The organism is Streptomyces lydicus (assembly GCF_004125265.1).
In the GTDB taxonomy this organism is placed as follows: Bacteria; Actinomycetota; Actinomycetes; order Streptomycetales; family Streptomycetaceae; genus Streptomyces; species Streptomyces lydicus_C.
The window spans coordinates 7,036,053-7,060,676 of record NZ_RDTE01000003.1 but is presented as its reverse complement, the minus strand read 5'-3'; the positions used below and the strand labels follow the sequence as shown (position 1 = coordinate 7,060,676).

Annotated in this window: 18 protein-coding genes, 3 rRNA genes and 2 pseudogenes; 9 read left to right on the top strand and 14 right to left on the bottom strand. The window is 67.8% G+C overall.

The genetic code is table 11. The annotated features are described in order from the left end of the window. Positions 1 to 31: 31 nt before the first annotated feature. From D9V36_RS33575 to D9V36_RS33570, 3 genes and pseudogenes are all read left to right on the top strand, one after another. Positions 32 to 1,351: a lysine N(6)-hydroxylase/L-ornithine N(5)-oxygenase family protein gene (locus D9V36_RS33575; protein WP_129297074.1), complete on the top strand. Its 1,320-nt coding sequence runs from the start codon at positions 32 to 34 to the stop codon at positions 1,349 to 1,351. Further along, positions 1,348 to 1,830 (top strand): annotated as a pseudogene (locus D9V36_RS42295) (GNAT family N-acetyltransferase); the annotation flags it as partial. The gene D9V36_RS33575 and the pseudogene D9V36_RS42295, both read left to right, overlap by 4 nt. A gap of 84 nt (positions 1,831 to 1,914) precedes the next feature. After that, positions 1,915 to 3,723, top strand: coding sequence for an IucA/IucC family protein (locus D9V36_RS33570; protein WP_241721376.1), 1,809 nt, complete (start codon positions 1,915 to 1,917; stop codon positions 3,721 to 3,723). Between the two features lie 88 nt (positions 3,724 to 3,811). Here the strand turns inward: D9V36_RS33570 and D9V36_RS41545 are convergent, their stop codons facing one another. From D9V36_RS41545 to D9V36_RS33535, 6 genes and pseudogenes are all read right to left on the bottom strand, one after another. Further along, positions 3,812 to 4,663, bottom strand: a complete 852-nt coding sequence (locus D9V36_RS41545; protein ID WP_206739866.1) for a tetratricopeptide repeat protein — start codon at positions 4,661 to 4,663, stop codon at positions 3,812 to 3,814. A 195-nt stretch (positions 4,664 to 4,858) separates the two neighbouring features. Further along, positions 4,859 to 6,040, bottom strand: a pseudogene (locus D9V36_RS41540) (hypothetical protein); the annotation flags it as partial. Between the two features lie 96 nt (positions 6,041 to 6,136). Next, positions 6,137 to 6,253: ribosomal RNA gene (gene rrf / locus D9V36_RS33555) — 5S ribosomal RNA — on the bottom strand. Between the two features lie 116 nt (positions 6,254 to 6,369). Then, positions 6,370 to 9,491, bottom strand: a 23S ribosomal RNA gene (locus tag D9V36_RS33550). Between the two features lie 303 nt (positions 9,492 to 9,794). Next, a 16S ribosomal RNA gene (locus tag D9V36_RS33545) occupies positions 9,795 to 11,323 on the bottom strand. Together the 16S, 23S and 5S rRNA genes form the textbook arrangement of a ribosomal RNA operon. A 718-nt stretch (positions 11,324 to 12,041) precedes the next feature. Further along, positions 12,042 to 12,692: a DNA-3-methyladenine glycosylase gene (locus D9V36_RS33535; RefSeq protein WP_129297072.1), complete on the bottom strand. Its 651-nt coding sequence runs from the start codon at positions 12,690 to 12,692 to the stop codon at positions 12,042 to 12,044. A gap of 170 nt (positions 12,693 to 12,862) precedes the next feature. Between D9V36_RS33535 and D9V36_RS33530 the strand changes: the two genes are divergently transcribed. The 3 genes from D9V36_RS33530 to D9V36_RS33520 all read left to right on the top strand — a co-directional run bounded on the left by D9V36_RS33530 (position 12,863) and on the right by D9V36_RS33520 (position 15,121). Further along, complete coding sequence (locus tag D9V36_RS33530) at positions 12,863 to 13,645, top strand: sporulation protein (RefSeq protein ID WP_129297071.1); 783 nt, start codon at positions 12,863 to 12,865, stop codon at positions 13,643 to 13,645. 42 nt (positions 13,646 to 13,687) lie between these two features. Beyond that, positions 13,688 to 14,227: a YbhB/YbcL family Raf kinase inhibitor-like protein gene (locus D9V36_RS33525; RefSeq protein WP_129297070.1), complete on the top strand. Its 540-nt coding sequence runs from the start codon at positions 13,688 to 13,690 to the stop codon at positions 14,225 to 14,227. A gap of 390 nt (positions 14,228 to 14,617) precedes the next feature. Then, positions 14,618 to 15,121: an HNH endonuclease gene (locus D9V36_RS33520; RefSeq protein WP_129297069.1), complete on the top strand. Its 504-nt coding sequence runs from the start codon at positions 14,618 to 14,620 to the stop codon at positions 15,119 to 15,121. 48 nt (positions 15,122 to 15,169) lie between these two features. On the opposite strand, the gene D9V36_RS33515 is transcribed toward D9V36_RS33520, so the two are convergent. The 4 genes from D9V36_RS33515 to D9V36_RS33500 form a co-directional block, all read right to left on the bottom strand. Beyond that, positions 15,170 to 15,937: a sulfite exporter TauE/SafE family protein gene (locus tag D9V36_RS33515; protein ID WP_129297068.1), complete on the bottom strand. Its 768-nt coding sequence runs from the start codon at positions 15,935 to 15,937 to the stop codon at positions 15,170 to 15,172. Between the two features lie 78 nt (positions 15,938 to 16,015). Then, positions 16,016 to 16,954, bottom strand: a complete 939-nt coding sequence (locus tag D9V36_RS33510; protein ID WP_030087611.1) for an SPFH domain-containing protein — start codon at positions 16,952 to 16,954, stop codon at positions 16,016 to 16,018. Between the two features lie 101 nt (positions 16,955 to 17,055). Beyond that, positions 17,056 to 17,469: an NfeD family protein gene (locus D9V36_RS33505; RefSeq protein WP_129298861.1), complete on the bottom strand. Its 414-nt coding sequence runs from the start codon at positions 17,467 to 17,469 to the stop codon at positions 17,056 to 17,058. 151 nt (positions 17,470 to 17,620) lie between these two features. Further along, positions 17,621 to 18,415 (bottom strand): ABC transporter ATP-binding protein, encoded by a 795-nt coding sequence (locus D9V36_RS33500; RefSeq protein ID WP_129298860.1) that lies wholly within the window; start codon positions 18,413 to 18,415, stop codon positions 17,621 to 17,623. 108 nt (positions 18,416 to 18,523) lie between these two features. Between D9V36_RS33500 and D9V36_RS33495 the strand changes: the two genes are divergently transcribed. Then, positions 18,524 to 19,339 carry a hypothetical protein gene (locus tag D9V36_RS33495; RefSeq protein WP_129297067.1) on the top strand — a complete coding sequence of 272 codons (816 nt, stop codon included), beginning with the start codon at positions 18,524 to 18,526 and terminating at the stop codon, positions 19,337 to 19,339. Between the two features lie 103 nt (positions 19,340 to 19,442). Here D9V36_RS33495 and D9V36_RS33490 read toward each other — a convergent pair whose 3' ends face one another. The 4 genes from D9V36_RS33490 to D9V36_RS33475 form a co-directional block, all read right to left on the bottom strand. Beyond that, a complete protein-coding gene (locus tag D9V36_RS33490) occupies positions 19,443 to 19,688 on the bottom strand; it encodes a chaplin (RefSeq protein ID WP_129297066.1) in 246 nt (81 codons plus the stop codon). A 158-nt stretch (positions 19,689 to 19,846) separates the two neighbouring features. After that, the gene (locus D9V36_RS33485; RefSeq protein ID WP_129297065.1) at positions 19,847 to 20,089 is read right to left on the bottom strand and encodes a chaplin; all 243 of its coding nucleotides are present in this window, start codon (positions 20,087 to 20,089) and stop codon (positions 19,847 to 19,849) included. A gap of 190 nt (positions 20,090 to 20,279) precedes the next feature. Further along, on the bottom strand, positions 20,280 to 20,972 hold the full coding sequence (locus D9V36_RS33480) for a response regulator (RefSeq protein ID WP_241721134.1): 693 nt from the start codon (positions 20,970 to 20,972) through the stop codon (positions 20,280 to 20,282). Between the two features lie 19 nt (positions 20,973 to 20,991). Further along, positions 20,992 to 22,137, bottom strand: coding sequence for a GAF domain-containing sensor histidine kinase (locus D9V36_RS33475; protein ID WP_129297064.1), 1,146 nt, complete (start codon positions 22,135 to 22,137; stop codon positions 20,992 to 20,994). A 184-nt stretch (positions 22,138 to 22,321) separates the two neighbouring features. Here D9V36_RS33475 and D9V36_RS33470 point away from each other — a divergent pair, with 184 nt between their 5' ends. Continuing rightward, the gene (locus D9V36_RS33470) at positions 22,322 to 23,284 is read left to right on the top strand and encodes an SDR family NAD(P)-dependent oxidoreductase (protein ID WP_129297063.1); all 963 of its coding nucleotides are present in this window, start codon (positions 22,322 to 22,324) and stop codon (positions 23,282 to 23,284) included. Continuing rightward, positions 23,284 to 24,414, top strand: a complete 1,131-nt coding sequence (locus D9V36_RS33465) for an S-adenosylmethionine:tRNA ribosyltransferase-isomerase (protein ID WP_129298859.1) — start codon at positions 23,284 to 23,286, stop codon at positions 24,412 to 24,414. Before D9V36_RS33470 ends, D9V36_RS33465 begins: the two co-directional genes overlap by 1 nt. Positions 24,415 to 24,624 lie beyond the last annotated feature (210 nt).

The window sequence follows — 24,624 nt, the reverse complement described above, 5'->3', positions numbered from 1 at the left end:
CCCACCGCAGACCTCCCCCATCGGAGACCTCGTGTCCGCCCCTTACGACTTCATCGCCATCGGGCTCGGCCCGTTCAACCTGGGCCTGGCCTGTCTGACCGAGCCGGTCGACGGACTCGACGGCCTGTTCCTGGACGACAAGCCGTCCTTCGACTGGCACCCCGGCATGATGCTGGACAGCAGCCACCTCCAGGTGCCGTTCCTGGCCGACCTGGTCACCCTCGCCGACCCCACCTCGCCCTTCTCGTTCCTGAACTACCTCAAGGAATCGGGGCGGCTGTACCCGTTCTACATCCGCGAGAGCTTCTATCCGCTGCGCGCCGAGTTCAACGACTACTGCCGCTGGGCGGCCGGCAAACTCGACACCGTCCGCTTCTCCCAGCGGGTCACCCGCGTCGAGTACGACCCGGGGGCCGAGCTCTACGTCGTCCATGCCGAGCACCTGCCCACCGGCGAGCGCACCACCCACCGCGCCCGCAAGCTCGTCCTGGGCACCGGCACCCCGCCGCACCTCCCCGACGCCTGCGCGGGCCTGGGCGGCGACCTGCTGCACAACTCCGACTACCTGGAGGCCAAGGCGGCCCTCCAGGTCAAGGAGAGCATCACCCTCATCGGCAGCGGCCAGAGCGCCGCGGAGATCTACCACGACCTCCTCCAGGACATCGACAGCCACGGCTACCACCTGACCTGGGCCACCCGCTCCCCGCGCTTCTTCCCCCTCGAATACACCAAGCTCACCCTGGAGATGACCTCACCGGAGTACGTGGACTACTTCCACGCCCTCCCGCCGGCCACCCGCGACCACCTGGGCGCCACCCAGAAACACCTCTACAAGGGCATCGACTCCGCCCTGATCAACGACATCTTCGACCTGCTCTACCGGAAGAACCTGGCCGGCCCCGTCCCCACCCGGCTGCTCACCAACACCGCGCTGCACCGGGCCGGTTACGACGAGGCGAGCGGCACCTACACCCTCGGCCTGCGCCAGGAGGAACAGGGCACCGACTTCACCCTCGACACCCAGGGCCTGATCCTCGCCACCGGCTACCGCTACCGCGTACCGGACTTCCTCGCCCCCGTCCACGACCGGATCGCCTGGGACGACGCCGGCCGCTACGACGTGGCGCGCAACTACAGCATCGACACCACCGGCCACGGCATCTTTGTGCAGAACGCCGAACTGCACACCCACGGCTTCGTCACCCCCGACCTCGGGATGGCCGCCTACCGCAACGCCTGCATCATCCGCGAACTGCTCGGCCGCGAGTACTACCCGGTCGAAAAGGCCATCGCCTTCCAGGAATTCGCCGCCCCGGCCGGCCCGCACCACCTCATGGAGGCCCCGGCATGAGCGCTGTGGTCTTCACCCGCACCGACCCCGCGCTGGGGGAGTTCTCCGTGCGCCCGGTCGACCCGTCCGCCGACGCCGAGCTGCTGCACGGCTGGGTCACCCACCCCAAGGCCGTCTTCTGGCTGATGCAGCAGTGCGACCTCGCCGCGGTCGAGAAGGAGTTCACGCGGATAGCCGCCGACCCCTTCCACGACGCCTTCCTCGGCCTGCACAACGGCACCCCGGCCTTCCTGATGGAGCGCTACGACCCCGCCCACCGGGAGCTGGTCGGCATCCACGCCGCCGCCCCCGGCGACGTCGGCATGCACTTCCTGGCGGCCCCCACCGACACCCCCGTACACGGCTTCACCCGGGCCGTCATCACCGCCGTCATGGAGATGCTCTTCGCCGACCCGGCCACCCGCCGGGTGGTCGTCGAACCCGACGCCCACAACACCGCCGTCCATGCCCTCAACAAGTCCGTCGGCTTCGAGATCCAGCGCACCGTCTCGCTCCCCTCCAAAGACGCGTACCTCAGCACCTGCACCCGCGAACAGTTCCTGGCCACCCAAGGGAGACCACCGATGACCGCCGGCAACGGGCCGACCGCCCAGGACGCCGTCGCCCACCTCACCCCCGCGCTGTGGGCCCGCGCCAACCGCCTGCTGATCCGCAAGGGACTCGCCGAGTTCGCCCACGAGCGGCTGCTCACCCCCCGGCGCCTGCCGCAGGACGACCACTACACCGTACGCAGCGACGACGGCACCACCACCTACCGCTTCGCCGCCCGCCGGCAGGCGCTGGACCACTGGCAGGTCGACGCCGACAGCATCACCCGCCATCGCGGTGACACCGAACTCCCCCTGGACGCACTGGAGTTCTTCATCGAGCTGCGCGAAGCGCTGGGCCTCGGCGAGGACATCCTGCCGGTTTACCTGGAGGAGATCAGCTCCACCCTCTCCGGCACCGCCTACAAACTGGCCGCCGGCCTGCCCAGCGCCGCCGAGCTCGCGAAATCACCGTTCCAGGCCATCGAGACCGGCATGACCGAGGGCCACCCCTGCTTCGTCGCCAACAACGGCCGCCTCGGCTTCGGCATCCACGAGTACCACGCCTACGCCCCGGAGGCCGCGAGCCCCATCCGGCTGATCTGGCTCGCCGCCCACCGCGACCACGCCACCTTCACCGCCGGCGCCGGACTCGACTACGACACCCTCATACGCGACGAACTCGACGCCACCACCCGCACCCGCTTCACCACCACCCTCACCGGCCTCGGCCTCGACCCCGACGACTACTTCTTCTTCCCCACCCACCCCTGGCAGTGGTGGAACAAGCTCTCCGTCTCCTTCGCCGCCGAGGTCGCGCAGCAGCGCCTGGTCTGCCTGGGCCCCGGCGACGACGACCACCTCGCCCAGCAGTCCATCCGCACCTTCTTCAACACCACCAGCCCCGCCAAGCACTACGTCAAAACGGCCCTCTCCGTCCTCAACATGGGCTTCATGCGCGGCCTGTCCGCCTCCTACATGGAAGCCACCCCGGCCATCAACGACTGGCTGGCCCGCCTGATCGCCGCCGATGACACCTTCCGCGCCGCCCGCTTCTCGATCATCCGCGAGCGCGCCGCCCTCGGCTACCACCACCGCCAGTACGAGGCCGCCACCGCCAAGGGCTCCCCGTATCGGAAAATGCTCGCCGCCCTGTGGCGCGAAAGCCCGGTACCCACCGTCGAACCGGGCCAACGGCTGGCCACCATGGCCTCGTTGCTGCACCTCGACGACGAGGGCGGCTCGTTCGCCGCCGCCCTGATCGAGGAGTCCGGCCTGGAGCCCGCCGTCTGGCTCCGCCGCTACCTCGACGCGTACCTCACCCCCGTCCTGCACGCCTTCTACGCCTACGACCTGGTCTTCATGCCGCACGGCGAGAACGCCATCCTGGTCGTCGAGGGCGGCGCCGTGGACCGCGTGATCTTCAAGGACATCGCCGAAGAGATCGCCGTCATGGACCCGCACGCGGTCCTGCCTCCCGCCGTCGAACGCATCCGCGCCGACGTCCCCGAGGACAAAAAACTCCTCTCGGTGTTCACCGACGTCTTCGACTGCTTCTTCCGCTTCCTGAGCGCGACCCTCGCCGACCGCGGCATCCTCGACGAGGACACCTTCTGGCGCACCGTCGCCGCCTGCGTCACCGACTACCAGGCCAGCGCTCCCCACCTGGCCGACAAGTTCCGGCAGTACGACCTGTTCACCGAGGAGTTCGCCCTCTCCTGCCTCAACCGCCTCCAGCTGCACAACAACCAGCAGATGGTCGACCTCCAGGACCCCGCCGGCGCCCTCCAGCTCATCGGCACCCTCCGCAACCCCCTCGCCCCCTACGCACCGGCTGCCCCCTGACCCCCACCGCAATAGAAAGAAGGGCGGGCCCCCTCCTGGGGACCCGCCCTTCTTCTCACCTCAGCTGATCACGAGGCGACCAGCCGGCTCAGCCCTTCGCCGGCCCCTCGTCATCCCGTGCGCCCTCATCGTCCCGCACACCGTCGCCGTCCCGTGCGCCCTCGGCGTCCCGTGCGCCCTCGGCGTCCCGTGCACCACCGTCGCCCTCGCGTGCACCGGCGCTCTCGTCGGCCTCCGTCATCTCCTCCATCTCGTCGGCCTCCTCCAGCGCATCGGTGAACTCCACCCCGTCCAGCTCAGCGAGCCGGTCCGAGGCATCCGTGGTGCCGCCCTGATCGGCCTCCAGCGCCCTGGCGAACCAGTCGCGCGCCTCGTCCTCGCGCCCGACCGCCAGCAGCGCATCCGCGTACGCATACCGCAGCCGCGCCGTCCACGGGTGCACCGCACTCGACGCCAACTCCGGGCTCTGCAGCGTCACCACCGCGGCGTCCGCCTGCCCCATGTCCCGCCGGGCACCGGCCGCGACCAGCCGCATCTCGACCTGTCCGGCCCGGTCCAGCTTCTGGACCTCGGGCTCACCGGCCATGGCCATCGCCTTCTCGGGCCGCCCCAGACCGCGCTCACAGTCCGCCATCACGGGCCACAGCTCCACGCTGCCGGTCATCCGCCGTGCCGCCCGGAACTCCGCCAGCGCCTCGCTGTACTTGCCGACCGCGTACGCCGCGAAGCCCGCGGCCTCGCGCACGGCCGCCACCCTGGACGCCAGCCGCAGCGCCACCCGCGAGTACCCGTACGCCTTCTCCGGCTCCTCGTCCAGCAGCTTCGCCACCATCACCAGGTTCTTGGCGACATCGTCGGCGAGCGTCTTCGGCAGGCTCAGCAGCTCCTGACGCACATCCTTGTCGATCTCTTCACCGGTGACATCCTCCGGAATCGGCAGCCGCTTGATCGGCTCCCGGTCCCGGTCCCGCCGGTCATCGCGCCGGTCGTCCCGGCGGTCATCCCGCCCACGCCCCGCACCATACGGCCGACGCCCACGCTCATCGTCCCGACGGAACCCACCACGGTCGTCCCGCCGCGGCCCACGGTCATCCCGCCGCTCACCACCGCGGTACCCACCACGGTCGCCCCCGGACGGACGGTCGTCCCTACGGAAACCGCCACGGTCGCCACCGGACGGACGATCGTCACGACGGAAACCACCACGGTCGCCCCCGGACGGACGATCGTCACGACGGAAACCACCACGGTCCCCACCGGACGGACGGTCATCGCGACGGAAACCACCACGGTCCCCACCGGACGGACGGTCATCGCGACGGAAACCACCACGGTCCCCGCCCCGGTCGTCCCGGCGGAATCCGCCGCGGTCCCCACCGGACGGACGGTCATCGCGACGGAAACCACCACGGTCCCCACCGCGGTCATCACGCCGGTCACCACCGCGGTACCCACCGCGGTCACCACCGGACGGACGGTCATCGCGACGGAAACCACCACGGTCCCCACCGCGATCGTCACGCCGGTCACCACCGCGGAATCCACCACGGTCCCCACTCGACGGACGGTCGTCCCGACGGAAACCACCACGGTCCCCACCCCGGTCATCCCGACGGTCATCCCTACGGAACCCGCCACGATCCCCACCGGACGGACGATCATCGCGACGGAAACCACCACGGTCCCCACCGCGATCGTCACGCCGGTCACCACCGCGGAATCCACCACGGTCGCCGCCCGACGGACGGTCGTCCCGACGGAAACCACCACGGTCCCCACCCCGGTCATCCCGACGGTCATCCCTACGGAACCCGCCACGATCCCCACCGGACGGACGATCATCGCGACGGAAACCACCGCGCTCGCCACCGCGATCGTCACGCCGGTCACCACCGCGGTACCCACCACGGTCACCACCGGACGGACGGTCGTCCCGACGGAAACCACCACGGTCCCCACCCCGGTCATCCCGCCGGAATCCACCGCCGCGCTCATCGTCGCGACGCGGCCCGCGCGGACGGTCGTCACGGCGGTCTCCCCCGCGGAATCCACCACGGTCACCACCGGACGGACGGTCATCACGACGGAAACCACCACGGTCCCCACCACGATCCCCACCGCGGTTGTCTCGGCCCGCGTAACCGCCACCGCCGCCGGCCGGGCGACCACCGCGGTCGTTGTCACGACGCGGCCCCCGGTCGTCACGCCGGAAACCACCGCGGTCACCGTCGTCGCGCCGCTGCGGCCGGCGCTCCGAACGATCGTCGGAAGAGTTGGTGGACATCGACGTGACTCCTGTCTTCGGTACTGCATTCATTCTCACGCACCGATGACTTCGGCGCGCTTCGGCATAAAAACAAAAAAGGACCCTTGGTCCCAGCGTGAACGCTGGGACCAAGGGTCCTGAAAGATTGTTCGGCGGCGTCCTACTCTCCCACAGGGTCCCCCCTGCAGTACCATCGGCGCGGAAAGGCTTAGCTTCCGGGTTCGGAATGTAACCGGGCGTTTCCCTAACGCTATGACCACCGAAACCCTATCGGGTTCTAGCGAACAAGCACACTCTTCAGTTAATTGAAGTGAAACTTGGTTCAACCAGCGATTGCGACTGTTCGCAACCCGGGAACCACACAGTGGACGCGAGCAACTGAGGACAAGCCCTCGGCCTATTAGTACCAGTCAACTCCACCCGTTACCGGGCTTCCATATCTGGCCTATCAACCCAGTCGTCTACTGGGAGCCTTAACCCCTCAAAGGAGGTGGGAGTACTCATCTCGAAGCAGGCTTCCCGCTTAGATGCTTTCAGCGGTTATCCTTTCCGAACGTAGCCAACCAGCCATGCCCTTGGCAGGACAACTGGCACACCAGAGGTTCGTCCGTCCCGGTCCTCTCGTACTAGGGACAGCCCTTCTCAATACTCCTACGCGCACAGCGGATAGGGACCGAACTGTCTCACGACGTTCTAAACCCAGCTCGCGTACCGCTTTAATGGGCGAACAGCCCAACCCTTGGGACCGACTCCAGCCCCAGGATGCGACGAGCCGACATCGAGGTGCCAAACCATCCCGTCGATATGGACTCTTGGGGAAGATCAGCCTGTTATCCCCGGGGTACCTTTTATCCGTTGAGCGACGGCGCTTCCACAAGCCACCGCCGGATCACTAGTCCCTACTTTCGTACCTGCTCGACCCGTCAGTCTCACAGTCAAGCTCCCTTGTGCACTTACACTCAACACCTGATTGCCAACCAGGCTGAGGGAACCTTTGGGCGCCTCCGTTACCCTTTAGGAGGCAACCGCCCCAGTTAAACTACCCACCAGACACTGTCCCTGATCCGGATCACGGACCCAGGTTAGACATCCAGCACGACCAGAGTGGTATTTCAACAATGACTCCACCATGACTGGCGTCATAGCTTCAAAGTCTCCCACCTATCCTACACAAGCCGAACCGAACACCAATATCAAGCTATAGTAAAGGTCCCGGGGTCTTTCCGTCCTGCTGCGCGAAACGAGCATCTTTACTCGTAATGCAATTTCACCGGGCCTATGGTTGAGACAGTCGAGAAGTCGTTACGCCATTCGTGCAGGTCGGAACTTACCCGACAAGGAATTTCGCTACCTTAGGATGGTTATAGTTACCACCGCCGTTTACTGGCGCTTAAGTTCTCAGCTTCGCCACACCGAAATGTGACTAACCGGTCCCCTTAACGTTCCAGCACCGGGCAGGCGTCAGTCCGTATACATCGCCTTACGGCTTCGCACGGACCTGTGTTTTTAGTAAACAGTCGCTTCTCGCTGGTCTCTGCGGCCACCACCAGCTCACCGAGTAAATCGGATCACCAGCAATGGCCCCCCTTCTCCCGAAGTTACGGGGGCATTTTGCCGAGTTCCTTAACCATAGTTCACCCGAACGCCTCGGTATTCTCTACCTGACCACCTGAGTCGGTTTAGGGTACGGGCCGCCATGAAACTCGCTAGAGGCTTTTCTCGACAGCATAGGATCATCCACTTCACCACAATCGGCTCGGCATCAGGTCTCAGGCTTCATGCTGTCCGGATTTACCTGGACAACGCCCTACACCCTTACCCCGGGACAACCACCGCCCGGGCTGGACTACCTTCCTGCGTCACCCCATCACTTACCTACTACCACCTTGGATCAGCGGCTCCACCACTCCCCTACGCTCCGAAGAGCTCAGGGCGGCTTCACGGCCTTAGCATTAATGGATTCGATATTTGGCGCTTCAAAGCGGGTACCGGAATATCAACCGGTTGTCCATCGACTACGCCTGTCGGCCTCGCCTTAGGTCCCGACTTACCCTGGGCAGATCAGCTTGACCCAGGAACCCTTAGTCAATCGGCGCACACGTTTCCCACGTGTGTATCGCTACTCATGCCTGCATTCTCACTCGTGAACCGTCCACAACTCGTTTCCACGGCTGCTTCACCCGGCACACGACGCTCCCCTACCCATCACAACGGACGTTGGTCCTCATGTTGCAATGACACGACTTCGGCGGTGTGCTTGAGCCCCGCTACATTGTCGGCGCGGAATCACTTGACCAGTGAGCTATTACGCACTCTTTCAAGGATGGCTGCTTCTAAGCCAACCTCCTGGTTGTCTCTGCGACTCCACATCCTTTCCCACTTAGCACACGCTTAGGGGCCTTAGTCGATGCTCTGGGCTGTTTCCCTCTCGACCATGGAGCTTATCCCCCACAGTCTCACTGCCGCGCTCTCACTTACCGGCATTCGGAGTTTGGCTAAGGTCAGTAACCCGGTAGGGCCCATCGCCTATCCAGTGCTCTACCTCCGGCAAGAAACACACGACGCTGCACCTAAATGCATTTCGGGGAGAACCAGCTATCACGGAGTTTGATTGGCCTTTCACCCCTAACCACAGGTCATCCCCCAGGTTTTCAACCCTGGTGGGTTCGGTCCTCCACGAAGTCTTACCTCCGCTTCAACCTGCCCATGGCTAGATCACTCCGCTTCGGGTCTTGGGCACGCTACTCAACGCCCTCTTCGGACTCGCTTTCGCTACGGCTTCCCCACACGGGTTAACCTCGCAACATACCGCAAACTCGCAGGCTCATTCTTCAAAAGGCACGCAGTCACGACACAGAGACAAGTCTCTGTGCGACGCTCCCACGGCTTGTAGGCACACGGTTTCAGGTACTATTTCACTCCGCTCCCGCGGTACTTTTCACCATTCCCTCACGGTACTATCCGCTATCGGTCACCAGGGAATATTTAGGCTTAACGGGTGGTCCCGCCAGATTCACACGGGATTTCTCGGGCCCCGTGCTACTTGGGTGGTTCTCAAACGAGCCGTCAATGTTTCAGCTACGGGGGTCTTACCCTCTACGCCGGACCTTTCGCATGTCCTTCGCCTACATCAACGGTTTCTGACTCGTCTCACAGCCGGCAGACTGTGAAAGAGAACTCCCACAACCCCAGCCACGCAACCCCTGCCGGGTATCACACGTAACTGGTTTGGCCTCATCCGGTTTCGCTCGCCACTACTCCCGGAATCACGGTTGTTTTCTCTTCCTGCGGGTACTGAGATGTTTCACTTCCCCGCGTTCCCTCCACACTGCCTATGTGTTCAGCAGCGGGTGACAGCCCATGACGACTGCCGGGTTTCCCCATTCGGACACCCCCGGATCAAAGCTCGGTTGACAGCTCCCCGGGGCCTATCGCGGCCTCCCACGTCCTTCATCGGTTCCTGGTGCCAAGGCATCCACCGTGCGCCCTTAAAAACTTGGCCACAGATGCTCGCGTCCACTGTGCAGTTCTCAAGCAACGACCAGCCACCCGTCACAACCCACCGAAGTGAGCCTTTACCGGGGCCGGCATCGCGAAGGTCCAGACTCACAGTCCGTACCCTCAGATACCCAACAACGTGCCCGGCCCACTTCACCGATCACCACGTTCCACGCCGAAGCAGTACTAATGACAACCAATCAAGTGTGCCGAATAGTCAACGTTCCACCCATGAGCAACCAGCATCAGACATTCGCTGATGTACTGGCCTCTGACCAACCAGAGGTCGGTAAGAAGTGCTCCTTAGAAAGGAGGTGATCCAGCCGCACCTTCCGGTACGGCTACCTTGTTACGACTTCGTCCCAATCGCCAGTCCCACCTTCGACGATTCCCTCCCACAAGGGGTTGGGCCACCGGCTTCGGGTGTTACCGACTTTCGTGACGTGACGGGCGGTGTGTACAAGGCCCGGGAACGTATTCACCGCAGCAATGCTGATCTGCGATTACTAGCAACTCCGACTTCATGGGGTCGAGTTGCAGACCCCAATCCGAACTGAGACCGGCTTTTTGAGATTCGCTCCACCTCGCGGTATCGCAGCTCATTGTACCGGCCATTGTAGCACGTGTGCAGCCCAAGACATAAGGGGCATGATGACTTGACGTCGTCCCCACCTTCCTCCGAGTTGACCCCGGCAGTCTCCTGTGAGTCCCCATCACCCCGAAGGGCATGCTGGCAACACAGAACAAGGGTTGCGCTCGTTGCGGGACTTAACCCAACATCTCACGACACGAGCTGACGACAGCCATGCACCACCTGTACACCGACCACAAGGGGGACCCTGTCTCCAGGGTTTTCCGGTGTATGTCAAGCCTTGGTAAGGTTCTTCGCGTTGCGTCGAATTAAGCCACATGCTCCGCTGCTTGTGCGGGCCCCCGTCAATTCCTTTGAGTTTTAGCCTTGCGGCCGTACTCCCCAGGCGGGGAACTTAATGCGTTAGCTGCGGCACGGACGACGTGGAATGTCGCCCACACCTAGTTCCCAACGTTTACGGCGTGGACTACCAGGGTATCTAATCCTGTTCGCTCCCCACGCTTTCGCTCCTCAGCGTCAGTATCGGCCCAGAGATCCGCCTTCGCCACCGGTGTTCCTCCTGATATCTGCGCATTTCACCGCTACACCAGGAATTCCGATCTCCCCTACCGAACTCTAGCCTGCCCGTATCGAATGCAGACCCGGGGTTAAGCCCCGGGCTTTCACATCCGACGTGACAAGCCGCCTACGAGCTCTTTACGCCCAATAATTCCGGACAACGCTTGCGCCCTACGTATTACCGCGGCTGCTGGCACGTAGTTAGCCGGCGCTTCTTCTGCAGGTACCGTCACTCTCGCTTCTTCCCTGCTGAAAGAGGTTTACAACCCGAAGGCCGTCATCCCTCACGCGGCGTCGCTGCATCAGGCTTTCGCCCATTGTGCAATATTCCCCACTGCTGCCTCCCGTAGGAGTCTGGGCCGTGTCTCAGTCCCAGTGTGGCCGGTCGCCCTCTCAGGCCGGCTACCCGTCGTCGCCTTGGTAGGCCATCACCCCACCAACAAGCTGATAGGCCGCGGGCTCATCCTTCACCGCCGGAGCTTTCCACCACCAGACCATGCGGTCGGTAGTCGTATCCGGTATTAGACCCCGTTTCCAGGGCTTGTCCCAGAGTGAAGGGCAGATTGCCCACGTGTTACTCACCCGTTCGCCACTAATCCCCTCCCGAAGGAGGTTCATCGTTCGACTTGCATGTGTTAAGCACGCCGCCAGCGTTCGTCCTGAGCCAGGATCAAACTCTCCGTGAATGTTTACTCGGCCAGTAAATAAATTACAGCCGGTGAACACACACGAGAGCGGAACGAGCGGACGGAATAGGTCTACTCGTTCACAGCGTCCTCGCTGTGTGTGCCACCCCGACCCGTGGGCCGTGGTGGGCTTTCAAAGGAACCTCATCCGCCGGATGTTTCCGGTGGACGGGGTATCAACATATCTGGCGTTGACTTTTGGCACGCTGTTGAGTTCTCAAGGAACGGACGCTTCCTTTGTTCCTGTTTCACCAGGATCTCCGGGCGCTTCCCTTCGGTCTTGCGTTTCCGACTCTATCAGATCCTTGCGGGCCCGATTTTCGCCGGTGCGTTTCCGCCTTTCGGCTTCTTCGCGTTTCCAACCTTACCAGATCCGTTTCCGTGTCCGGCGCCCTGTTGGAGCGGGTCGGCCGTTCCGCTTTCGCTTTCCGGCCTTTCCGACTCTACCAGACCCGGCTTCTCTCGATTCCGGTTCCGATATTCGTCGGAGGTCCACCGCGAGGCAGTTATTTACTGCTGCCCTTTCGGCGTGGTTACTACTTTAGCGGTCTTCCCTGGCGACTCATAATCGAGACGGCGGGATCGAATTTCGGCAACGCGAAATAGGACCCGTTAGGGAGCCGATCGGAGTAGTTGGTTGTGCCGCCTGGCGGTCTGCGCAAATAGCGCTGCCCGTCTCCAGCGGCTCGGGCCACGTTAGGCGGTCGGCGACACGGAGTCAAGTAGCGGTGGTGGTGCGGCGCCGGGGGGTGTGGGGGCGGTAGGGGCTGACCGTGGGGTCGTCGGCGATCCAGTAGCGCCAGGGGTGGTCGGCTCCGCCACCGCCGACGCCGGTGCGCGGTCCGCTGCGTACGAGCTCGCGGGCGGGCGGGCGGCCGTGCAGGACCGAGAGCGGGGCGGTGGCTTCGCTGCACAGGTCGGTGCCGTCGAGGGTGCGGTCGATGCCGAGGGCGGTGGCCAGGCGGGCCGGGCCCTTCGCCAGTTCGTTGGTGTTGCGGGCCTTGGGGCGGCGGGTGGCCGCCAGGGAGGCGCCGGTCAGGATCTCGCCGGCGCGCAGGAGGACACCGCTCGCCTTGTCCTCGGGGCCGCAGACCGCGTTGAGGCTGAACCACATTCCGTAGATGAAGTAGACGTACGCATGGCCGGGCGGGCCGAACATGGTGGCGTTGCGCGCGGTGCGGCCGCGGTAGGCGTGGGAACCGGGGTCGGTTTCGCCGTCGTACGCCTCCACCTCGGTGAGACGGAGTTCGATCGGGCCGTCCGGGGTGTTGCGGCACAGGATGCGGCCCAGCAGGTCGGGGGCCACGTCCACCACGGGACGGTCGAAGAAGTCGTGGGTGAGCGGCATACGTTCCGGTACGTCGGTCATGCGGACCGAGAGTAGTGCAGCAGTTGGGCAGGTCGGCTGGTCATGGGGACGCCGGGGTTGGGAAAGTGTGGGCCGTGGAACCGGGTCGTACGGTTTCGCGTTCGTAGGGATCAAGCCGAGAGCTCGGCGTGCAATACACAGCACAGGCGTTCCGCCTGGGGAGGACGAGCATGGGATTCAAGAAGCTGCTGGCGAGCCTGGGCGCCGGGGGTGCGTCGGTGGAGACGGTGCTCTTCGAGGAGAACGTCGTCCCGGGTGGGGTCGTACAGGGCGAGGTGCGGATCCAGGGCGGGTCCGTGGCCCAGGACATCCAGGGGCTGTCCGTCGGACTGCAGGCGAAGGTCGAGGTCGAGAGCGGCGACGAGGAGTACAAGCGGAACATCGAGTTCACCAAGGTGCAGCTGGGCGGCGCCTTCGCGGTGCAGCCGGGGGCGGCGCACACCGTGCCGTTCGGGCTGGAGATTCCGTGGGAGACGCCGATCACCACGTTCCTGGGGACGCATCTGCGCGGGATGAACGTCGGGGTGACGACGGAGCTGGCGATCGCGCGGGCGGTGGACTCCAGCGACCTGGACCCGGTGAATGTGCATCCGCTGCCGGCGCAGCAGGCGATCCTGGACGCGTTCGGGCGGCTGGGGTTCCGTTTCAAGGCCGCCGATCTCGAGCAGGGGCACATCAGGGGAACGCGACAGCGGCTCCCCTTCTACCAGGAGATCGAGTTCTACGCGCCGCAGCAGTACCGGGGTCTGAACCAGGTCGAGCTGTCGTTCGTGGCGGACGACCGGGAGATGGACGTCGTCCTGGAGATGGACAAGAAGCCCGGTCTGTTCAGCGAGGGGTCGGACACCTACCGGTCGTTCACGGTCGGGCTGAACGACTTCGAGGGGACCGACTGGGCGGGTTACCTCAACCAGTGGCTGGCGGAGGTCGGCGGTAAGCGGAACTGGCTCTAACCTGGCCGGACAGGTGTCAGCAAGCGACCAGGAGGTGTTGCAGTGTCCGAGCTGAAGCGGCGGCCGCTCCCGCACGATTTCCATCCGCCGGTGCCGGAGTTCACGGTGCTGAGCGACGAGGTGGAGCCGGGCGGGACGCTGCGGCCGGAGCAGGTGTTCGCCGAGGGGAACCGTTCGCCGCAGCTGCGGTGGGAGGGTGCGCCCGCGGGGACGAAGAGCTACGCCGTCACCTGCTACGACCCGGACGCGCCGACAGGCAGTGGCTTCTGGCACTGGTCGCTGTTCGACATTCCGGCGTCGGTGACGGAGCTGCCGGCCGGTGCCGGTTCCGGGGAGATGAAGGGGCTGCCCGAGGGCGCCGTACATGTCCGTAACGACTACGGGACGCGGGACTTCGGGGGCGCCGCGCCGCCGCCCGGGGACGGCCCGCACCGCTATGTGTTCACGGTGTACGCGGTGGACCAGGAAAAGCTCGGTCCCGACGCCGAGGCCTCGCCCGCGGTGGTGGGCTTCAATTTGCGGTTCCATACGCTCGGGCGGGCTCAGCTGATCGCCGAGTACGAGATTCCCGCGGCGGGCTGAACGCCGTAATTCCGTTGCGCCCCGGCGCTTCTCGCACACAGAGTGGTTCCCGTGCCGCCGCCCCGTGAAAGGGGCGGCGGGCAGCAGGTACCGCAGTGGCGGGAGCGGCGGGGCGCAGGTGTGTCGCCCGCTGTTCGCCGGAGCCCGTATGTGTCTCGGGTGTCCTCACCGGCTGCCGTTCGCTCCGGGTCCCGGTAATTCACGGGGGTGGGACCCGGGGCGCACTCCTTTCCGCGGGCCGTGGGGCACCGCCGGTTCTTCTTTTTCATCTGCTGATCGCCGTCCATTTCCCTTGTGGCATGCGGAAATTGCGTTGTTCGGGGAATACCTGCCGCTGCACAGTGGAGCAGCTTCGCCGTGGGGGCGGAGCGGGTCCGGGAGGTGGGCGGGATGCGCGAGACGCTGGTGCTCAATGCGAGCTTCGAGCCGCTGTCGACGGTGTCGCTGCGGCGGGCGGTGGTGCTGGTCATGCAGGACAAAGCGGTCATCGAGCACGCTCACCCGGGGCTGCGGATCCGTGCCGCCGCGGTGGACGTGCCGGTGCCGCAGGTGATCAGACTCTGCCGGTACGTACGGGTGCCGTTCCGACAACGGGCGGCCTGGTCGCGTCGCGGGGTGCTGGTGCGCGACCAGCACCGGTGTGCGTACTGCGGGCGCCGGGCGACGACCGTGGACCATGTCGTGCCGCGGTCGCACGGCGGCGGGGACACCTGGCTGAATACCGTTGCCTCGTGTGCGGAGGACAATCACCGCAAGGCGGACCGGACGCCCGAGCAGGCGGGGATGCAGCTGCTGCGGCGGCCGTTCGAGCCGACGCCGGCCGATGCGCTGCTGTCGACGCTGGGGGTGTCGGTGCGGGAGGGGCTGCCGGAGTGGCTGGCGCTGCCTGCGTAGGGTGCGGACGGCCGGGCCGTCGGGTACCGGGCCGTCGTCCGACTCGCCTTATTTGAGAAGGAGTTGGGCGATGGCCAGCAGGCCGACGACGACGATGACGGCGCGCAGGGCGGTGGGCGGCAGACGGCGGCCCACCTTCGCGCCTACCTGGCCGCCGAGGGCGGACCCGACCGCGATCAGGCCGACGGCGGCCCAGTCGAAGTGCGCGACGAAGAGGAAGAAGACCGCGGCGACGCCGTTGACGATCGCGGCGAGGACGTTCTTGAGGGCGTTGAGGCGCTGCAGGTCCTCGGGGAGCAGCAGGCCCATCAGGGAGAGGTAGAGCACGCCCTGGGCGGCGCCGAAGTAGCCGCCGTAGGCGCTGGCGAGCAGGAGTCCGGCCGGCAGGACGATGCCGCCGTCGCGGTGGGGGGTGGTGCCGTTGCGCTCGCGGCGGGCGCGGAGCGCGGCGGCCAGCTTGGGCTGGACGATGACGAGTACCAGCGCGACGGCGATCAGGGCGGGGACGATCGCGTCGAAGGCCTTCGAGGGCAGCGCGAGCAGCAGGATCGCGCCGGCCAGGCCCCCGATGAGGGCGACGACGCCGAAGCGGAGGATCCGGCGGCGCTGGCCGGCGAGCTCGCGGCGGTAGCCGATGGCTCCGCTGATCGAACCGGGCACCAGGCCGAGGGTGTTGGACACATTGGCGGTGACGGGCGGCAGGCCGAAGGCGAGCAGCACCGGGAAGGTGATCAGGGTGCCGGACCCGACGACGGTGTTGATCGTGCCGGCGCCGATCCCGGCGGCGAAGATGGCGACGGCTTCCCAGATGGTCACGCGGATCCCCCCGTGCATGAGCGGTGCGGTCTCGCCCGATCATGCACCAGGGGTCGGCGGTCCGGTCGTTCGGGGGTGTCAGTCGATCGGGGGTGCTTCGCGGTTCGGCGAGCTGGGCTTGGGGATGGAGCCGCCGCCGGTCGGCGGGGTGAAGTTGCCGAGGGCGCCGCCGAGGCCCTTGAGGGCGTCGCCGATCTCGCTCGGCACGATCCAGAGCTTGTTGGCGTCGCCTTCGGCGATCTTCGGGAGCATCTGGAGGTACTGGTAGGAGAGCAGCTTCTGGTCCGGGTCGCCGGCGTGGATCGACTCGAAGACCACCCGGATCGCCTGGGCCTCGCCCTCGGCGCGCAGGGCCGCGGCCTTGGCCTCACCCTCGGCGCGCAGGATCGAGGACTGCTTCTCACCTTCGGCGGTGAGGATCTGGGACTGCCGGACACCTTCGGCCTGGAGGATGGCGGCGCGCTTGTCGCGGTCGGCGCGCATCTGCTTCTCCATCGAGTCCTGGATGGAGGTCGGCGGCTCGATGGCCTTCAGCTCGACGCGGTTGACGCGGATGCCCCACTTGCCGGTGGCCTCGTCGAGGACGCCGCGCAGCGCCGCGTTGATCTCCTCGCGGGAGGTCAGGGTCCGCTCCAGGTCCATGCCGCCGATGATGTTCCGCAGGGTGGTGACGGTCAGCTGCTCGATGGCCTGGATGTAGCTGGCGACCTCGTAGGTCGCGGCGCGGGCGTCGGTCACCTGGTAGTAGATGACGGTGTCGATGTTCACGACCAGGTTGTCCTGGGTGATCACCGGCTGCGGCGGGAACGGCACGACCTGTTCGCGGAGGTCGATGCGGTTACGGATCGAGTCGATGAACGGGACGACGATGTTCAGGCCCGCGTTGAGGGTGCGGGTGTAGCGGCCGAAGCGTTCGACGATGGCGGCGCTGGCCTGTGGGATGACCTGGATCGTTTTGATGAGTGCGATGAACACGAGCACCACCAGGATGATCAGGACGATGATGATCGGTTCCACAGCGGCTCCCGTGCCCTTCGTTGCTGGTCCGCGCCGGCCGGTGACCGGCTTGCCATTGATCAGTCTTTCAGAGTCGTGCCTCGTCGCGCAGCGTGTTCGGGTCAGATGACGACGGCCGTGGCGCCTTCGATCTCGACGACGTCCACCTGCTGGCCGGGCTCGTAGACCTGACTGCCGTCCAGGGAACGGGCGGACCAGACCTCACCGGCGAGCTTGATCCGGCCGCCGACTCCGCCGTCGACCCGCTCCAGGACCGTAGCGCTCCTGCCCTTGAGCGCGTCGATACCGGACGCCAGTTGCGGGCTCTGGCCTCGGTGGCGGTTGGCCAGAGGGCGTACGACGGCGATCAGCGCCACCGACACGGCGACGAACACCAGGAATTGCGGGACGGTGCCGCCACCGACGCCCGCGGTGACGGCACCGGCGACGGCACCGACCGCGAGCATCCCGAATTCGGGCATCGCGGTCACGACGAGGGGAATGCCCAGTCCTACGGCGGCGATCAGCCACCACACCCATGGATCCACGGCTTCATGGTAGGTCCGCGCGGCGGACCGGGACAGGGCGCGATCGGTCAGCGGCCCGAAGCGCGCGGTGCCGCGAGCGGGTCCCCCGGACGGAGTCCGGGGGACAGCCCGTTGAGGAGGGCGGTTCGGCGACGGGCGGTCAGGTCAGGGGCAGGCCCTGCGCGGTCCAGCGGTCGTTGCCGTTGCGCTCGACGACCAGCGGGAGGCCGAAGCAGTGGGAGAGGTTGCTGGAGGTGAGTTCGAGCTCCAGGGGGCCGGCCGCCAGCACCTTGCCCTGACGGATCATCAGGACGTGGGTGAAGCCGGGGGCGATCTCCTCGACATGGTGGGTGACCATGATCATCGAGGGGGCGTACGGGTCGCGGGCGAGGCGGCCGAGGCGGCGGACCAGGTCCTCGCGGCCGCCGAGGTCGAGACCGGCGGCCGGCTCGTCCAGCAGCAGCAGCTCGGGGTCGGTCATCATGGCGCGGGCGATGAGGGTGCGCTTGCGCTCGCCCTCGGAGAGGGTGCCGAACTTCCGGTGGAGGTAGTCGTTCATGCCGAGGCGATCGAGGAAGGCGCGGGCGCGCTGTTCGTCGATGTCCTCGTAGCTCTCCTGCCAGCCGGCCGTCATGCCGTACGCGGCGGTGAGCACGGTCTGCAGGACGGTCTGGCTGCGGGGCAGCTTGTCGGCCAGCGCGATGCCGGCGATGCCGATGCGCGGGCGCAGGTCGAAGACGTCGACCCGGCCGAGCTGCTCGCCGAGGATCGAGGCGCTGCCGGAGCTCGGGAAGAGATAGCTGGAGGCGAGGTTGAGCAGGGTGGTCTTGCCGGCGCCGTTGGGGCCGAGGATCACCCAGCGCTCCCCTTCCTTCACCGACCAGGAGACCTGGTCCACCAGAGCCCGTCCTTCGCGGACCACGGATACGTCCACCAGCTCCAGCACATCGCTCATGAGCGCGTTGTCTCCCATTGCTTCTCGGTCGTCGCGTACACCTGTAGGCGCAGCCCCCCTGCAAACCTACGCCACTCGTTGTCGGTGCTCTTCCCTAGGCTGGGGACCATGCTCGATGAACCACGTTCAGGACGGCTCGCGGCATGGGGAAATGCCCTATTGGCCGGACTTGTCTCACCTGATGAAGCCGCGCACCGGATCGCGGACGACGATGCGGTCCACCGCGTGGAGGGCCTGCCCGGGGAGGAGGCGCCGGTCGGCCTGACCCTCGCGCTGGGGCGGCTGCGGACGCTGGGGGCGAGGGGCCTGTGGGTGGCCCTGCCGGCTCCCGGGCATCCGCTGGGACTGTGCGGACCGCCGGAATTCAATGCGCGGGCGCTGGAGGCCGAGGAGGCGGTGCTCGCCCCGGGGGCCGGGCTGGGACTGATCCCGGAGAGGTACGAGGCCGGGCCGGAGGGCGGCAGCGGACCCGATGTGCATGTGGAGGTGGTCTGGCGCTGTCTACCGGTGCGGGAGGCACCGCCGGCCGATGTGCCGTCGCTGGGTGAGGCCGAGCGGGAGCTTGCCGAGGCCCTGCGGGAGGCGACCGAACTGCTTTCGAAGCTGGATGTGGCTGGGTCAGGACCGGTGGCGCAGGCGGCGCTGGAGGCGTACCGGGCGCGGGCCGAGGCCGGCCGGCGGGTGCTGGCTCCCGGATATCCGCCGCGGGCGGTGCGGGTATTGGAGCTGGCGCAGCGCGTCGGCGCGCTCATCGCTATCGCGCAGCAGGCCGGCGGGGACGGCAGGGAGCACGGTGCGGCGGTGAGTTCGTCCGAGATCGCGGCCCGCGCCGAGGCGCTGCGGCCGGTGGAGCGGACGGCCCGCCGGGCGCAGGTGGCGGCGTACAACTCCGCGGTGGAGGAGCGCGAGCGGCACCGCGGGTGAACAAAAGCGGCCCCGCCGGACCATTGTGTGGTCGGGCGGGGCCTTTGCCGCACGGGCCGGACGCCTCTGGGCAGGCGAAGCCGACCGGCCCGTGCGGACATCCTCAGTTGTTCGAGGTGGCGTTGCCGAAGGCGGGGTTGAGCGCGCCGATGACGGTGACGGTGTTGCCCGTGGCGTTCACGGGGACGTGCACCGGGACCTGGACGAGATTGCCCGAGCCGATGCCGGGGGAGAGCACAGCCGTGCCGTCGGCCTGCGCGCCACTGGTCGCGAAGGCGGATCCGGCGGCCGCGCCGAGGGCGATCCCGGTGGCGGCGAGGACGAGTGCGGCCTTCTTGGCGGTGTTCATGGGGGCGTGTTCCTCACGTGGTGGCACAGGGCCGTAAGACGATGGCGGAGGGTGGGGGACCGGCCGCGCGTCCGAGACAGGACGGGGCCGGTCCGGCCCGACCCGCGCGGACCATGGCATCGCGGGGGTCGGACGAGGGTCCTGCGGGCGCCTGGGGATCAGACGTTGGCGCAGGGGTTGCCGAAGACGGGGTTGAGCGCACCGATGACGGTGACGGTGTTGCCGCAGGCGTTCACGGGGACGTGCACCGGGACCTGGATGACGTTGCCGGAGACGATTCCCGGGGAGTGCACCGCACCGCCCTGGGCCTGCGGGGAGTGGGCCGAGGCGACGCCGGCGCCCGCGAGGGCGAGACCGCTCGCCACCATCGTGATGGCCGCTGCGCGCTTGATGTTCTTCACTTCTCTAGCTCCTCGTTGCCGTTGCCGTGGCCAGCCGCCACGACTGCACTGGACAACGGCCCGGGCCGAGAAGGGATACGCCGAATGGACTACGGCTACACGACAGTATGAATCTCGGATCTGAAGACGACATTCCGCTTGTGTCGGCGGTAGAGGAGCACCGTCGTACCCGGCGCTCCCCCACGGGCGTTCAGGCGCCGATGCCGTGCCGTACGGCCCACAGTGCGGCCTGTGTCCGGTCGGCGAGGTCGAGCTTCATCAGGATGTTGGAGACATGGGTCTTGACGGTCTTCTCGGACAGCACCAGCGCCCGGGCGATCTCGCGGTTGGAGCGGCCGTCCGCGATCAGGCCGAGGACCTCGCGCTCCCGGTCGGTGAGGGAAGTGCCGCGCCCCTGGCCGCCGTTGTTCTCCTCCTGGGACAGCAGTGCGCCGGCCACCTCGGGCTGCAGCAGGACATGGCCCGCGTGGACCGAGCGGATGGCGCCGGCCAGCGCGTCCGGGTCGATGTCCTTGTAGACGTAGCCGGCCGCGCCCGCGCGCAGTGCCGGGACGACGGTGCGCTGTTCGGTGAAGCTGGTGACCACCAGCACCCGGGCGGGGTTGTCCAGTTCGCGCAGCGTGCGGAGCGCCTCGATGCCGTCCATGCCGGGCATCTTGACGTCCATCAGGACGACGTCCGGGCGCAGCTCCTCGGCGGCGGCGATGCCCTCGGCGCCGTCGGAGGCCTCCCCCACCACTTCGATGTCGTCCTGGACCTCCAGGAAGGTCCGCAGCCCGCGGCGCACGACCTGGTGATCGTCGACGAGCAGTACGCGGATCGCCGCTCCGCCGCCCGCGGGCCGCCCGGAGGCCGCCCCTGCTCCGTCCGCGGGAATCCCCATCGCGCCGCTCCTGTCCGTATCAGCCACCGGGCACCTCCATCTCGACAGTGGTGCCCTTACCGGGCTCCGATTCCACGGTGAGCTTTCCACCGACGCCGCTCGCGCGGTCGCGCATCGAGACCAGGCCCAGGTGGCGGCCGGCCCGGCGGACCGCGCCGGGGTCGAATCCGCAGCCGTCGTCGGCGATCCGCAGCAGCGCGCCCTGGCCGCTGCGGGTGAGGGTCACCCCGACCAGCTCGGCGCCGGAGTGCCGCAGGGCGTTGTGCAGCGCCTCCTGGGCGACCCGGAGCAGCGCCTCCTCCTGGGCGGCGGGCAGCGCCCGGACGCTGTGGGCGGCGAAGGTGACCCGTGCGGAGTGGGCCCGGTCCAGGACCTGGGCCTGGGAGCGCAGGGTGGCGACCAGGCCGTCCTCGTCCAGGGCGGCGGGGCGCAGTTCGATGACGGCGGCCCGCAGCTCGTCGGCGGCCTCCGCGGCCAGCGCGGTGACCTGGTGGAGCTCGTCCTTGGCGCGTGCCGGGTCGCGGTCGACCAGCGCGGTGGCGGCCTGGGCGGTGAGGCGGAGCGAGAAGAGCTTCTGGGCGACCGCGTCGTGCAGCTCGTGGGCGAGCCGGGCGCGCTCCCCGGCGATGGTCAGCTCGCGGCTGCGCTCGTAGAGGCGGGCGTTGGTCAGGGCGATGGCGGCGTGCTGGGCGAGTATCCCGAGCAGCCGCTCGTCCTCCTCGGTGAAACCGCAGTCACCGGCCGGTTTGGGGCAGCGCTTGTTCGCCAGGAAGAGGGCGCCCAGGATCTCGTCGCCGTCGGCGACCGGCAGGCCGAGGAAGTCGGACATGTCCGGGTGGGCCGAAGGCCAGCCGCCGAAGCGGGGGTCCTCTCGGACGTCGGCGAGCCGTTCCGGGGTGGCGTTGTGCAGCATCGCGGCGAGGATGCCGTGCTGGCGGGGCAGCGGGCCGATGGCCTTCCACTGCTCGGCGCTGACGCCGTCCACCACGAACTGGGCGAAGCCGCCGTGGTCGTCGGGCACGCCCAGGGCGGCGTACTCGGCGTCCAGCAGCTCGCGGGCCGAGGCCACGATCGTCTTGAGGACGTCGCGCACCTCCAGATGCCTGCTCATCGCCAGGATCGCGGTGCTCACCGCGGGGATTCCGGCTCCCGGTCCGTTGCTCATGGGCTCACCGTACCGGCGGCGCGACCAGCGCGTATCGGTCCGGCGGCGGCCCCCGGCTACGCCGCCCGGCCTAGGCCGAATGCCCTGGCCACGGCCGGTCCGGCGGCCGACGTCCGGGGGCTCGCGGCGTTCCTACGGTGAGGGCGGGCCGGGATCCCGGTCCGGACCGAAAGGGGACGCGATCATGCCGGTGGCGGTCATCACGGGGGCATCGAAGGGGCTGGGCCGGGCGCTCGGCGCGGCGCTGGCGGCACGGGGGTGGGATCTGGTCGTGGACGCCAGGTCGGCCGGGCCGCTGGAGGAGGCGGCGCGGGAGCTGCGCGGGGCGGGGGTGCGGGTGGTCGCGCTGCCCGGGGATGTGACGGACCAGGGGCACCGGGCGGCGCTGGTGGCCGCGGCCGGTGCGCTGGGCGGGCTCGATCTGCTGGTGAACAACGCGAGCGCACTGGGGGCCGAGCCGCTGGCGCGGCTGGCGGACCATCCGCTGGACGGGCTGCGGGCGGCGCTGGAGGTGAATGTGGTGGCACCGCTCGGACTCGTCCAGGAGGCTTTGCCGCTCTTGCGGAATTCCTCCTACCTGTCCTCGTACGAGGAAGCTACCCCCTATATAGGGAATGCTCCTTATATAGGGGATGTCGGAAATGGAGTGGAATACGATCCACACCCTTACGTCGAGAATGCCCGAAATGCCGGAACGTCCGATTCGTCCAGCTATGAACCGGAAAGCGGTAAGACTATCCGGGCAAAAGGGGCATTTGCCCGGACGGGTGGGGCGGTGCTCAACATCAGCTCGGACGCGGCCGTCGAGGCGTACCCGACCTGGGGCGGGTACGGCGCCACGAAGGCGGCGCTGGACCAGCAGTCGGCGGTGCTCGCGGTGGAGGAGCCGGGGCTGCGGGTGTGGTGGGTGGATCCGGGGGACATGCGGACCGATCTGTATGCGGCCGCCGCGCCGGACGAGGACACCTCCGGGCGGCCACTGCCCGAGGCCGTGGTCCCCGGAGTGCTGCGCCTGCTGGACGACAAGGCCCCCAGCGGGCGGTATCACGCGGCGGCCGAGGCGGAACCGTCCGACGGCGCGGAACCGTCCGACGCGGCGCCCGGGTCCGACGGGGCGCCCGGGTCCGACGGGGGGAGCTCCCGGTGATCACGGAGGCGGTGGAGGTCCCGGCGGAGCTGTCGGCCGGGATGCCGGCCGAGCAGCGGGGGCCCGGCCTCGGCCGGGACGCCGTACGGCTGATGGTGAGCCGGGGGTCGGCCGAGCCCGGCCACCACGGCTTCGGTGAGCTGCCGGACCTGCTGGCGGCCGGGGACGTGCTGGTGGTGAACACCTCGCCGACGCTGCCGGCGGCGGTGGACGGACGGGTGGGCGACGGCCGCGGGCGCGGCGAGCCGGTGGTGGTGCACTTCTCCACGCGGGCGGACCGCTGGCACCCGGCGGGCCGGGCGGTGGACGGCTGCTGGGCGGTGGAGCTGCGGAGTCCGGACGGGCGGGGCAGCACCGTGCCGCGGGCGGGCGGCCCGGCCGGCGCGGTGGTGCGGCTGCCCGGCGGGGCGCGGCTGGAGCTCCGGGCCCCGCTGGCTCCCGGGAGCGCCCGGCTGTGGTGGGCGCGGGTGGCGGGCGCGGAGGTGTACGGGCTGATGCGGCGCCACGGGCGGCCGATCCGCTACGGCTACACGGACCGGGACCAGCCGCTGGAGGCGTACCGGACGGTGTTCGCGGTGGACTCCCCCGGCGGCGGCAGCGCGGAGATGCCGAGTGCCGCCCGGCCCTTCACCGCCGCGCTGGTGGCGCGGCTGGTCAGCAAGGGGGTGCAGTTCGCGCCGGTCTCGCTGCACACGGGGGTCGCCTCGGCGGAGGCGTTCGAGCCGCCGTATGCGGAGCGGTTCGTGGTGCCGCCGGTCACGGCGTGGCTGGTGAACGCGGCGCGGGCCCGGCGCAGGGCGGCGGCGCGGCGACAGCGTCCGGGCGCCCCGGCCGGGCGGATCGTGGCGGTGGGGACCACGGCCGTACGGGCCCTGGAGTCGGCGACCGGCACGGACGGGCGGGTGCGGGCCGCGGCCGGCTGGACGGAGCTGGTGGTCACGCCGGAGCGCGGGGTGCGGGCGGTGGACGGCCTGCTCACCGGCCTGCACGAGCCCACCGCCTCCCATCTGCTGATGCTACGGGCGGTGGCGGACGGTGGGGAGGCGCTGCGCCGGGCCTACGCGGCGGCGGTGCGGCGGCGCTATCTGTGGCATGAATTCGGCGATCTGCATCTCGTGCTGCCCGACTGAGTTCCGGGTGCGGAGAGTGTGCCGCGGCGCCCCGGACGGGCCGCACGGCCGGGGGTGATCCAGGATTCCGTCGCCGTATCCGGGCGGGGATATGACGCATACGGACTGTGCGTTTGCAATTACGTCCGGCGAGACAAACACCGTCGCACTGTGACGCCGCACATAGGACGCAGGTCACTTACGAGCCGGGTTAGTGGACCCCGCATTACT

Bases quoted from the DNA above. Each gene is read 5' to 3' on its own strand.
- D9V36_RS33570 (WP_241721376.1), top strand. From the start codon at position 1,915: ATGACCGCCGGCAACGGGCCGACCGCCCAGGACGCCGTCGCCCACCTC.
- D9V36_RS33535 (WP_129297072.1), bottom strand. From the start codon at position 12,692: ATGACCGACGTACCGGAACGTATGCCGCTCACCCACGACTTCTTCGAC.
- D9V36_RS33530 (WP_129297071.1), top strand. From the start codon at position 12,863: ATGGGATTCAAGAAGCTGCTGGCGAGCCTGGGCGCCGGGGGTGCGTCG.
- D9V36_RS33520 (WP_129297069.1), top strand. From the start codon at position 14,618: ATGCGCGAGACGCTGGTGCTCAATGCGAGCTTCGAGCCGCTGTCGACG.
- D9V36_RS33500 (WP_129298860.1), bottom strand. From the start codon at position 18,415: ATGAGCGATGTGCTGGAGCTGGTGGACGTATCCGTGGTCCGCGAAGGA.
- D9V36_RS33495 (WP_129297067.1), top strand. From the start codon at position 18,524: ATGCTCGATGAACCACGTTCAGGACGGCTCGCGGCATGGGGAAATGCC.
- D9V36_RS33490 (WP_129297066.1), bottom strand. From the start codon at position 19,688: ATGAACACCGCCAAGAAGGCCGCACTCGTCCTCGCCGCCACCGGGATC.
- D9V36_RS33480 (WP_241721134.1), bottom strand. From the start codon at position 20,972: ATGGGGATTCCCGCGGACGGAGCAGGGGCGGCCTCCGGGCGGCCCGCG.
- D9V36_RS33475 (WP_129297064.1), bottom strand. From the start codon at position 22,137: ATGAGCAACGGACCGGGAGCCGGAATCCCCGCGGTGAGCACCGCGATC.
- D9V36_RS33470 (WP_129297063.1), top strand. From the start codon at position 22,322: ATGCCGGTGGCGGTCATCACGGGGGCATCGAAGGGGCTGGGCCGGGCG.